Genomic DNA, 11,106 nt, shown 5'->3' with positions numbered 1-11,106 from the left:
GGCTTTGCGGACATTTAAGAAGATATAAAAAGATAGTCAAAAACACATATATAATTTTTCGTAACTCTTCAAGTTTTTTCATTTGTTAAGTATCTTCTTTCATATAGTAAAAAATGACCAATTACATTTAATGATAACTGGCCATTCTCACGACTTTTTTACGACTTTTCACAGAAAAATCGTGTTTTTACGGAAAAATATTTACTTTTTATATGCGTTTGTATGCTACCTGTATGATGCCAAAAACCCTTTAGTTATCGGCTTTTTAACGTTGTATGCTATGTGTATTATTTATTCTGCATGCGCATGTGAGGAAAAGCTAACACCTACGTTCGCATGAATTACCTTTCTCGCTCCTTTTAATGCTTTAACATTTGACACCTTATTTACATTTATGGCATAAGATATTTACATCTAACACTGTACATCAGGATTTTACCAGCGCTTCATATTTTTTTCAAACTTTTCAACATAAGCGGATTTTAACTCTTCTGAAGATATATCATAGCATAATAAAATATCATTATAGTACATTAAAACATCAGACAATTCTTCAATTAATTCTTTTCTTACATCTTTACTATTGCTTGCTTTTAAACCTCCATGTTTTTTTACAATATCTATTACTTCGCCAATTTCTCCTACCATCCAAAGTAATTTGTTCTTACCAACTTCTGGAGAGATTCCTTCCCATTTATCTTTATACTTTTCCTGTAAAGTCCTTTGCATTTCTTTCATTTACGGTGGTTTCATCCATTTATCATAACCTCCATAATTTTAAATATGTATATTTTCACTGCACTCATATGTGTATTCATCATATCACGGTATACGTATCTCCTCAATAATCAATCTACCAAATATTTTTCATAATGACATCCAAGTTGGCACTATTCTTTGTAGATACGTGTCCAAAAACAGCTTGTTTTTCAGAAAATATAGATGACATCCACGGTGATGCGACAAATAAAAAAGACGGACAAATCATCGAATAAGCCTTTATTTATCGGCTTTTTTACGATGACATCCGTCCTGGCACTTTTATTTGGTGGAGGTGGCGGGAATTGAACCCGCGTCCAGAAACAGCACCACGTATGAACGTCTACAGTTTAGTTCATGTCATATATTCAACAGGTAATCATGAACAACTCCCATTGAATGTGCCTGATAAATTTTCGTGAAACAACTCTCAGGCGAAAGACAGCTTCCTTAACCTTCGTATCTTAAGCGCACATCCAAGCACCAAAGGTCAATGCATTGGCAGCGGCTGCGAACCTATGTCGGTTATTAAGCAGCGAAAGCAACTCTCTGGTTTCCACCAAAGATGTTAGCTAATTTAGTTTTTCCAGTTAAATTTATTTTGGTTATAACGTAACCACTCGACTGCAGTTCATACCATACATATCCCTGTCGAAACCAGTACACCCCCGGTTTTAGGAACAGTTGTAGTTTACCACAAAATGCAGTAAACTACAACAACGTTAATAATGATTTTTCAAAGCTTTTTCAATTTCACGTTTTGCGTCTTTTTCTTTTTCCGCATTACGCTTGTCATGAAGATCTTTCCCTTTCGCAAGAGCAATCTCAAGCTTAGCCATACCTTTTTCAAGATATAAAGAAGTTGGTACAACCGTATAACCTTTCAGTTTCACTTTCTGTGTCAGCTTCTGTATTTCACTTTTATGCAAAAGCAGTTTACGATCACGCGTTTCATCATGATTAAAACGATTACCGAATTCATAAGGCGGTACATGCATCATTTTGATGTATGCTTCTCCATCCTTAAAACTGATATAAGCATCCTTCAACTGCGCATGACCTTTACGAATTGCTTTGATTTCTGTACCTTGTAGAACAAGTCCAGCTTCAAAACGCTCCTCCAGAAAATAATCATGACTGGCTTTTCGATTATATGTAATCACTTTTCTCATAAGAAACAACGACCTCCTTTACTACTTTATGCGCGATTCTTTTTACGTATTCTTTGTTTAGGCAGCTCTTTTATATCATTTTTCTTCTTTTTGTTCTTTTTTGTTAAAATCTCAAAATCTATCTCACGTTTAAAGCGGTTTGCGCCAACACATTTCACACGCACTTTCTGACCCATACGATAAATATTAGCTGTATGCTCACCAATCAATGCTTTCATATTGTCATCATAATGATAATAATCATCAATCAAGGTAGAAATATGAACAAGACCTTCTACAGTATTATCCAATTCTACAAATACTCCAAATTTTGTAATACCACTGATAATACCATCATAAGTGCAGCCGATATATTTTTCCATATATTCCGCTTTTTTCATATCATCAACTTCACGCTCAGTATCTACAGCGATTCGTTCACGAACACTTGCCTGATTTGCGGCATCTTCACACCATGCTTCATCCTTTTTCATTTTATCTGGATTTTCACATTGTGTAAAGACATATTTTTTTAACATACGGTGTACAACAAGATCTGGATAACGTCGAATTGGGGAAGTAAAGTGTAAATATTCCTTTAATGCAAGCCCAAAATGTCCCAAGCAGCGGTTATCATATCTTGCCTTCTGCATGCTACGCAACATAAAACTACTCAAAACAGAATAGTTCTCCTGTCCTTTCGCTTCTTTCAATAAGTTAGAAAACTGCGCGGGATAAACAGACTGTATTCCACCCTGGAACGTATATCCCAGTGTCTTGGCAATTCTTGCGAATTCGCGCACCTTTTTAGGTTCTGGTGCTTCATGTATACGATACATAGAAGGCGTTTCCAGCCATTTTACATGTGTAGCAACACATTCATTCGCCGCAATCATAAAGTCCTCTATGATGCGCTCTGCCTGCCCTCTTTCACGTAATATAATATCTGTTGGTTTGCCTTTTTCATTTACAATGATTTTTGCTTCTTTTGTATCGAAATCAATGGCACCAAGTCCTTCTCTGCGTTTGCGGATGATATCAGAAAGAACTTTCATATGCATGCACATTTTCAATAAATGCGGATATTCCTTTTGCGCAGTTTCATCGCCTGCCAGTATGTCATTAACCTTGCGGTATGTCATTCGCTCTGTGGTTTTAATCACAGAAGGGAAAATCCGATAATTCATGACATTGCCTTTTTTATCAATATCCATCATACACGTCATTGCCAAACGCTCTACTCTTGGATTTAATGAACAAATGCCATTACATAATGCATGGGGAAGCATTGGTACAACCCGATCCACAACATAGACGCTGGTACCACGATGATATGCCTCTTTATCTATCGCACTGCCTTCCTTCACATAATGTGATACATCTGCGATATGTACTCCTAATCGATATCCACCTTCAATTTTCTCTACTGAAACAGCATCATCCAGATCCTTTGCATCATCGCCATCAATGGTAATGGTCAATAAAGAAGTCAGATCTTCTCGGTTTTTCTTTTCTTCCTGATCAATTTCTTCAGGAATACTTTTAACTTCCTGCATGACTGCTTCACTAAATTCTGGTACGACATCATGATCTAAAAGAATAGATAAAATATCTACACCTGGATCATATTTATATCCGATTACCCGTTCGATATGGGCTTTAATTGTTTGACCATAGCTGTCAATTGCCACCAATACTTTTGAATCATGCACAACCCGGAAATCCTGAAAGTTTGTAATTTTTATACGACGATTCAGCATTTCTGTATCTGGCAGAAAATATTTCTCACCACTCTCACGAATTTTTACAACACCTACCAAAGTCTTGGTATTATGTTCTAAAACCTCAATGACTTCGCCTTCTACACTTCCATCATAATTATTCCAGGTCTTTGCGTATACTTTATCCTGATCCATACCTAAATGAAGTGCTTCTCTTGCGATATAAAAGCTTTCCTCTCCGGTTTCCACAAATCCAAAGCCTTTCGGATTAATACGCAGAGTCCCTGTTACATACCCTAAATGTTCACTTGTGAAATAACGTTCACGCTGATCTCTTGCAAGGACATGTTCAGCTTCTAATTCATTTAAGCATTTCATCAGTTTTGTAAAGGAAGCTGCATCTTCCATTTTTAATTCTCTGGATAGATGTGATGCATCCATTCCTTTATATTTTTGACTCTGCACGATGTCCAGTATGATTTGACGTATATCCATCGATCATACCTCCTTTCTTTATATTAGTATAGTAAATAAAAAAGACCATATACGGTCTTTATTTCATAATACGAATGATTAATACCAAAGCGAAGAAGATGATACCTGTCACCAATGTCACATTAGACATTACTTTTTCTGCGCCACGTTCCTTTACGTTAGCGAACAGGTTTAGCCCTTCACCACCAGTAAAGGCACCACTAAGACCATCTGATTTTCCACTCTGTAATAAGGAGAGTATTATTAGTACGACCGCTGAAATCATTAACAAAATATCTAAAATGCCCATAATAATCCTCCTTTCTTACGATATTGCTTATTCATTATAACAGAGTTCTAGCAGAATTACAATCATTTTTATCTCAAAAGTAAACTTTAAAAAATTAGTCCTGCACATATCTGTCATCTAGAAGTTCCCTGCTTAAGTCATGAATAATATTTTTAATATCCACAACATAAACGATACCATATTTACTTTGGCATAACTCATCAACCTTTAACAGCCGGTCATTTTTCTGATATTTGGTTCTGACGGTTATCTCATCTTCATAAATCACTGTAGGAACATCATTCATCTGTAAGATAAATTGATCCTGTTCCAGTTCTACAAGTATCATACATTTTCTTGTTAATGGAATTTCTCTTTCACAAAGATGAGAGAAGGAAATCACAGGATAAATCATACCATTGTGACTGCATAGTCCAGTAAATGCATAATGTAAACATGGAACTGGCGTTACTTTCTGTTCCTCAAAGGTTTCAATGACATAATCTAGCGGTATGCCATATAAGCGGTTGAATGCAGAAAAGCATAGAAGATCACTCATAAACACCCACTTCCTTTCCTAAACAACGATCCAGCAGATATTCAATATTCAAGGACATACAGATACTTCCATCACCTAAAAGACTACAACCCGAAATACCCGTTGCTTTTTTAAAATCAATATTGATGATGGATGGTAATGGTTTATCTACAATATGTTGATATCCAATAATTTTATCCATGACGATACAAGCCTCTCTTTGAGAAGAATGAATATAGATAATAATCTTTTTTGTGGCTGGTGCAGCTTTTTTTATCCCGAAAAATTCATTTAAATCTATCAAAGGGATCGCTTTTCCATTATAGAAGAAAGTCGCAGAATTTTCATCTTCCTGCACAGTTCCATCATCTATATCATATGGAAAATAACGCAGAATATTGTAAGATGGAATAGAAAACTTATGTTCCCCAACCATAAACAGCATGCTTTCCACAATCGTCAAGGTTAACGGCAAATGCATGGTAATTCTGGTACCATGATGCAGACGGGTGGATAAACTGACATTTCCTCGAAACTGATCCACCATGTTTTTTACAACATCCATGCCTACTCCACGCCCAGATATCTCATTTGCCTGCTTTTTGGTTGAAAATCCAGGCATCATGATCATAGATAAGATCTCCTGCTCGCTGTATTCCTGATCCTCTTTTATCAGGCCTTTTTCTTTTGCCGTATTTCTAATTTTTTCTACATCCAGTCCACGTCCATCATCTTCAACATGAATTGTGATTTCTCCATTGTTATTTTCTACTGTCAGTTTAATAACACCTTGTAATGGCTTATTAATTCTTACACGCTCTTCAGGTGGTTCAATCCCATGATCAATCGCATTTCTTAATAAATGCATCAAAGGGTCAAATAAATGATCAACAATCTCTTTATCTATTTCTATATCTTCCCCTTTAACAACGAAAGTCACCTTTTTATCTTCTTTGTGCGATATATCACGAATCACACGATTTAGTTTTGGAACGATCGTTGATATCGGTATCAATCTAGCACTCATCACAATTTCTTCAAGCTCCATAAAGGCTTTATGAAAGCTTCGTTCAAACATGAATGATAATTCACGATCGTTATCCTGTTCCAGTCTTGTCATCATCACAGATTCCGCAACCATCAGTTCTCCTAATAAATTCTGCATTTTATCCAGTTTTTTTACCTGTACGGGAATAACAGATGATGATATTTCTTCATTTCGTTTATCTTTTGATAATACATTATCTTCATCATTCTTATTTTTTTGATTCAGCATCGCCATAAATTCATCACGCTGAATAATTTTACAGGACTCTACAAACAATGCACGATGCAGCATTTCTAATACTTTCTTGCGATTTGTAGATTGAAAACGTATAAAAAATCCAAATTCTTTAATAAATTTTGCCGCATCCGGATTATTTTCCAGTTTTTGTGGAATACTTTCCAGCTTTTCACAATAAGGTATGATCTGTGATATGATCATATAAGCACGGATATTTTCCATACTGGATTCTTTTTCATAACGCAATCGTATGAATACATCCTGTTCATTTATCCTTGTATCTGGTTGGGATGGTTTGGGCAGGACTTCCTGTTTTACTTCATTTGGTTCCTTCATTAATTTTTTCTGAATGGTTCTGGAAGTATGAATCAATTCCTCAGGACTTGCTGGCATATAGTTATCAAGTTTCATATGCTCTAGTTCCCCATGCATAAAATCAGATACATCATATAATAATTCAAACAGTTCACTTTTACAATAAGCTAATTTTGATTCATCATCTCTTAACACTACAAATGCATCTTCAACAATATGCATCAACTCCGCAATACCATCTAATCCCATCATGGATGATGAGCTTTTGGTGGTATGCATAATACGAAATATGGAATGAATGTCTTCTTTATTGATTGTTTCTTGCTTTTCCGATTCAATTAGTATTTTATCCAATTGTTCAAATAATTGGTTTGTTTCATATAAATATACATCCAGCATTGATTTCTGGTCATCATCAAATATCGTCATAGCTCATTTTCCTGCTTTCATTTATAAATGCCATCATACCAGATGGAGCAGTTCTTTCCACTGCGTTTTCCAGTATATAACGCTTCATCCGCATGTTTTAAGTTATCGTCAAAGTGAAGGGATGGTTCATAAAGTGCCAGACCAATAGATATGGTGCATTTGAAACGAATCCCCTCGCTGCTGAAAGGAAATGCTTCAATGCTTTTGCGTATATGTTCGCTGATCTGATAGATTTCCTCTTTTGATTTACCAAACAAGAATATCAAAAATTCTTCTCCACCCCAGCGTATCACACTCATATCATCCGCAGCACTCTCCAGAATATTTGCAATACCAATCAAGACGATATCCCCGATTTCATGTCCATAATAATCATTGATATGTTTAAAATCATCAACATCACACATCATCATGCCAATCTGGCATCTGCTGCTTAATAATTCACTTTTTAAGCGTTCGGATACATAGCGACGGTTGAATAAACCGGTTAAGGAATCACGAAAAGCCATGGAATTTAATTTTCGCATATTCGCTTCCATTTCTTCATTCAGTTTCCTTAAATCATCATTTTGCTGTTTTTCTTTTAAATGCACCTTGATCCTGGATTTCAATATTTCATTATGAAAAGGTTTATTGATATAATCACATGCACCTAAGGAAAATCCTTTTACTACATCACTTTCCTGAGCTCTTGACGTCAGAAAAATAATAGCAGCATAATTTTTATCTATTTCTTTTATTTTTTGATATAGATCATAGCCTTCAATATCAGGAAGTACAACATCCAAAAGGATTAAATCAGGTTGAAATGAACAGACTTTTTCCAGAGCTTCTATGCCGTTATTCGCAACTTCAAGGCTTATATTTTCATTTTCGAATATCTTTTTTATCTGTGCACAGATATATGCACTATCATCAACTATTAAAAGTTTCGGTTTTTTCATTTCAGCCTCAACCTTCCTTTCTTTTATATTACATACGTACCATGATTTACTGTTTTTACTTCTAAGGAGCCATCTTTAGCTTTAAACCAAATCGAACGTCCAAAGTTTTTACCTGTATCCTGTGCCACAATTGGTATGCCTGCAGTTTTTAATACTTTGATGACAGCTTCCACATTTTTAAGTCCGATTCCACTACTTTGTAGTCCATAAGTAGAAAACATTTCTGCCCCGCCTGCAATTTTCGCAACAATACTTTTTTTATTTGCACCTTGTTGAAGCATCTGCTCCAGCAGCTTTGAAATTCCACTGTCCGCAAATTTGTATTCGTTACTGTTTTGTATATCATGTCGTGATGGCAAAAGAATATGAACCATTCCTGCAATATGATTACGAAAATCGTAAAGACATACCCCCACACAGGAGCCCAATGCGTAGGTCACAAGTACATCAGGCATTTTTATGATGCAGGCATCTCCAATACCTACAGTAAAAAGATTACTCATACAATGATCCTAAGGTTTGAAACATAAAATTCAGGGATTCAAAATCCGGGAAGAACAGGATATGACTGACAACAGGAACATCATCCAGCTGGAAACGATTTTCAATAAACAAAAGCTCATCTCCCAAGTGTGCAAATTTAATCATTGGTACACTTAAGATTGCACCTGCCATATCACAGCATACTGCTGGTAAAGATACGTGAATATCCACATGAAGCAGTAATGATAATGCGTTGATATAGGAACAACACATAATATTTCCTATTTCACTGATAGCAGATTTACTAAGTTCATCTAACTCAAAAATATCTTCTACTTTGGCGTCCACAAGCTTTTCAATGATTGTCTTAGCGAATTCTTCATTCAAAAGAAACATAAATGTACCACTTAAATCCCCTGATACTTCTAATAAAATACCAACCTGTATCGTTTCCGCTCCCCCTAGCATATCCGGTACTTTTTGAAATGGTACGATACATACTTTGGGAATCTCCATTTCTAAAGGCTGATCAATCATCTGCGATAAGGAGGTGATTGCATTTCCGGTACCAATATTCCCCAGCTCTTTTAACATATCTCTTTTTTCTTCATCTAAATCAGAATATGATTGCAGCATGCCGTCTACCTCCCATTTTCTTCAAGAAAACAGTTTAATACTTCTTCTATTTCTTTATCTTTAAATGGTTTGACGATAAAATCTTTAGCGCCAAGTCTTCCTGCTTCTAATATTTTTGATTCCTGACCGATGGCAGAACACATGATTACAGGAATACTGTTATCATGCTCCATCATATAACGTAAAGAAGTCAATCCATCCATTTCTGGCATGGAGATATCCATAATGACCAGATTCGGCTTATGTTCTTTGAATAATTCAAATGCCTGTAATCCATCTTTTGCTTCTATGATCTGATAACCAGATGCTTCTATGATCTTTTTTAGCTTCATACGCATAAATACTGCATCATCGACAATTAATATGGTTTTGTTCATACATTTAGTCCTTCCTCATCTCGAAGTTCAAATTTATTTACCAGCTCTCTTAACAGCTGTGCCTGTGCTGCTAATTCTTCACTGGCTGCGGCACTTTCTTCTGATGTCGCAGAATTTCCCTGTACGATATCTGAAATCATGCCAATACTTTGGCGAATCTGAATAATAAAGTTTGCCTGCTGGATATTGGATTGTGAAATACGTTCAATTTTATTTGCGACTTCACGTGCTCCTTCCACAACATGCTTCATTGATTGCTCTGCGGAGGATATCAGGGTGCTTCCTTCTTCAACGGAAGTTGTTGATTTCTTAATCAGTTCTGCAGTTGTCTTGCTGGCTTCCGTCGTCTTGGTTGCTAATTTTCTAATTTCTGATGCAACAACACTAAAGCCACGACCTGCATCGCCTGCTCTTGCGGCTTCTACTGCTGCATTCAATGACAATAAATTGGTTTGGAATGCGATATCTTCAATATCTTTTACAATACCTGTGATATCCATGGAGTTTTGTTTTATTTCTTCGATTGCTTCTGTAACACGATCCATCTGTTGACTGCTGGCAACGATTTCATTTTCTACGACATCTGCTAGTTCACTTGCTGCTACGGTATCATCTGCATTATTTTTTACATTTTCAGATATTTCATTGATACTTGTCGCAAGTTCTTCAATAGAACCAGCCTGTTCACTTGCTCCCTGAGATAGCATCTGGGCACCATTTGATATCTGCTGGGCACCACCGGATACCTGTTCAGCACTATTGGCAATTTGTAACATAGATTTACTCAATAAAGAGGATATCTGGTTCAAAGATTCGCTTAGTGTGATAAAATCACCTTTAAATTCCACTCCAGCCTGATAATTCAGCTTACCTTTTCCAATCATCAGCATCGTTTTTTCTATTTCATTAACATAGACGCTTAATGTTGTAATCGTTTCCCGCATGCTGTCCGCAAGGGATCCTAATTCATCCTGTGAATGATATTCCAGTTTTGTATGTAAATTTCCATTTGATAGATCTTTTGCAGCTTTTTTCAAAGTTTGTATTGGTTTTGTGATACTTCTTGCGATAATAAACCATAAAGCTGATGTTAAAAGCAGGGTCACGATACTTAATACCACAAGGCTGATCAACATGACAGATGCGCTTTGATTACTTGATAAATAATAAGCATCTGCGGCCTTTTTGGTTTCTGTTTCCAGATCTCTCAAAAAGCTTCTTGCTTCTACTGCCTTAGGACTGTAATCATTTTGATAAACTTTCATCGCATCATCATATTTTTCATTTTCTAAAAGGGTCATGACTTTCTCTCTTGGAATTACCAGTTCTCCATGCAACTGTTTTAATTCTGACATCATGTCATTTTCACCATTTAATTTCATCAGATTTTCCATTGCCTGATCAACGATTGCCATACTGGTTTTGGCTTCTTTTAATTCTTCCGCTGTTGTTTCTGTATTTTTTTCATTTACAATAAGCAGCATATCTCTTGCGACAATGTATTGATTTAAGCGAAAATCCATAGACTCTTTCACAATCTGATAAGATTTGTTATAGAATTCATCAAAGTTGCCGGTAATCTTACGCACACCATAAAGTGCAGTAAACACTGTTGCCAGATATAATATCACAATCACAATAAAGGATATTAGTAGTTTTTTTGTAATTTTCATATTTTTTAATTTGTTCATTTCACGTTTTCCTT

General features: G+C 35.9%; 11 protein-coding genes and 1 other RNA gene. All 12 read right to left on the bottom strand.

From position 1 onward, the window contains the following. Positions 1-435: 435 nt before the first annotated feature. Positions 436-738, bottom strand: coding sequence for a MazG nucleotide pyrophosphohydrolase domain-containing protein (locus DW114_RS07060; protein WP_117453070.1), 303 nt, complete (start codon positions 736-738; stop codon positions 436-438). Positions 739-1,046: 308 nt separating this feature from the next. Then, positions 1,047-1,429: a transfer-messenger RNA gene (gene ssrA / locus DW114_RS07055) on the bottom strand. Positions 1,430-1,481: 52 nt separating this feature from the next. Beyond that, on the bottom strand, positions 1,482-1,931 hold the full coding sequence (gene smpB, locus DW114_RS07050) for an SsrA-binding protein SmpB (protein ID WP_178695168.1): 450 nt from the start codon (positions 1,929-1,931) through the stop codon (positions 1,482-1,484). A gap of 26 nt (positions 1,932-1,957) precedes the next feature. After that, a complete protein-coding gene (gene rnr / locus DW114_RS07045) occupies positions 1,958-4,126 on the bottom strand; it encodes a ribonuclease R (RefSeq protein ID WP_117453068.1) in 2,169 nt (722 codons plus the stop codon). A 58-nt stretch (positions 4,127-4,184) separates the two neighbouring features. Beyond that, positions 4,185-4,415 (bottom strand): preprotein translocase subunit SecG, encoded by a 231-nt coding sequence (gene secG, locus DW114_RS07040; protein ID WP_117453067.1) that lies wholly within the window; start codon positions 4,413-4,415, stop codon positions 4,185-4,187. Between the two features lie 94 nt (positions 4,416-4,509). Next, a complete protein-coding gene (locus DW114_RS07035) occupies positions 4,510-4,953 on the bottom strand; it encodes a chemotaxis protein CheW (RefSeq protein WP_117453066.1) in 444 nt (147 codons plus the stop codon). Continuing rightward, a complete protein-coding gene (locus tag DW114_RS07030) occupies positions 4,946-6,961 on the bottom strand; it encodes a chemotaxis protein CheA (RefSeq protein ID WP_117453065.1) in 2,016 nt (671 codons plus the stop codon). Before DW114_RS07030 ends, DW114_RS07035 begins: the two co-directional genes overlap by 8 nt. A gap of 17 nt (positions 6,962-6,978) precedes the next feature. Continuing rightward, a complete protein-coding gene (locus DW114_RS07025; RefSeq protein ID WP_117453064.1) occupies positions 6,979-7,905 on the bottom strand; it encodes a diguanylate cyclase domain-containing protein in 927 nt (308 codons plus the stop codon). Between the two features lie 23 nt (positions 7,906-7,928). Further along, complete coding sequence (locus DW114_RS07020; protein WP_117453063.1) at positions 7,929-8,408, bottom strand: chemotaxis protein CheD; 480 nt, start codon at positions 8,406-8,408, stop codon at positions 7,929-7,931. Beyond that, positions 8,401-9,024, bottom strand: a complete 624-nt coding sequence (locus DW114_RS07015) for a chemotaxis protein CheC (RefSeq protein WP_117453062.1) — start codon at positions 9,022-9,024, stop codon at positions 8,401-8,403. Before DW114_RS07015 ends, DW114_RS07020 begins: the two co-directional genes overlap by 8 nt. Positions 9,025-9,029: 5 nt before the next feature. After that, positions 9,030-9,401 (bottom strand): response regulator, encoded by a 372-nt coding sequence (locus DW114_RS07010; RefSeq protein ID WP_117453061.1) that lies wholly within the window; start codon positions 9,399-9,401, stop codon positions 9,030-9,032. Continuing rightward, the gene (locus tag DW114_RS07005) at positions 9,398-11,092 is read right to left on the bottom strand and encodes a methyl-accepting chemotaxis protein (protein WP_117453060.1); all 1,695 of its coding nucleotides are present in this window, start codon (positions 11,090-11,092) and stop codon (positions 9,398-9,400) included. Before DW114_RS07005 ends, DW114_RS07010 begins: the two co-directional genes overlap by 4 nt. Between the last annotated feature and the right edge of the window lie 14 nt (positions 11,093-11,106).

The sequence above is a fragment of the Absiella sp. AM09-50 genome (assembly GCF_003433845.1).
GTDB classification, from domain to species: Bacteria; Bacillota_I; Bacilli_A; order Erysipelotrichales; family Erysipelotrichaceae; genus Hoskinsella; species Hoskinsella hominis.
The sequence above is the reverse complement of the archived record's forward strand: the minus strand, read 5'-3'. Positions and strand labels throughout refer to the sequence as shown.

What these genes read in the sequence shown, in the direction of transcription:
- DW114_RS07060 (WP_117453070.1), bottom strand. Translation starts at nt 738, where the DNA reads ATGAAAGAAATGCAAAGGACTTTACAGGAAAAGTATAAAGATAAATGG.
- smpB (WP_178695168.1), bottom strand. Translation starts at nt 1,931, where the DNA reads ATGAGAAAAGTGATTACATATAATCGAAAAGCCAGTCATGATTATTTT.
- rnr (WP_117453068.1), bottom strand. Translation starts at nt 4,126, where the DNA reads ATGGATATACGTCAAATCATACTGGACATCGTGCAGAGTCAAAAATAT.
- secG (WP_117453067.1), bottom strand. Translation starts at nt 4,415, where the DNA reads ATGGGCATTTTAGATATTTTGTTAATGATTTCAGCGGTCGTACTAATA.
- DW114_RS07035 (WP_117453066.1), bottom strand. Translation starts at nt 4,953, where the DNA reads ATGAGTGATCTTCTATGCTTTTCTGCATTCAACCGCTTATATGGCATA.
- DW114_RS07030 (WP_117453065.1), bottom strand. Translation starts at nt 6,961, where the DNA reads ATGACGATATTTGATGATGACCAGAAATCAATGCTGGATGTATATTTA.
- DW114_RS07025 (WP_117453064.1), bottom strand. Translation starts at nt 7,905, where the DNA reads ATGAAAAAACCGAAACTTTTAATAGTTGATGATAGTGCATATATCTGT.
- DW114_RS07020 (WP_117453063.1), bottom strand. Translation starts at nt 8,408, where the DNA reads ATGAGTAATCTTTTTACTGTAGGTATTGGAGATGCCTGCATCATAAAA.
- DW114_RS07015 (WP_117453062.1), bottom strand. Translation starts at nt 9,024, where the DNA reads ATGCTGCAATCATATTCTGATTTAGATGAAGAAAAAAGAGATATGTTA.
- DW114_RS07010 (WP_117453061.1), bottom strand. Translation starts at nt 9,401, where the DNA reads ATGAACAAAACCATATTAATTGTCGATGATGCAGTATTTATGCGTATG.
- DW114_RS07005 (WP_117453060.1), bottom strand. Translation starts at nt 11,092, where the DNA reads ATGAACAAATTAAAAAATATGAAAATTACAAAAAAACTACTAATATCC.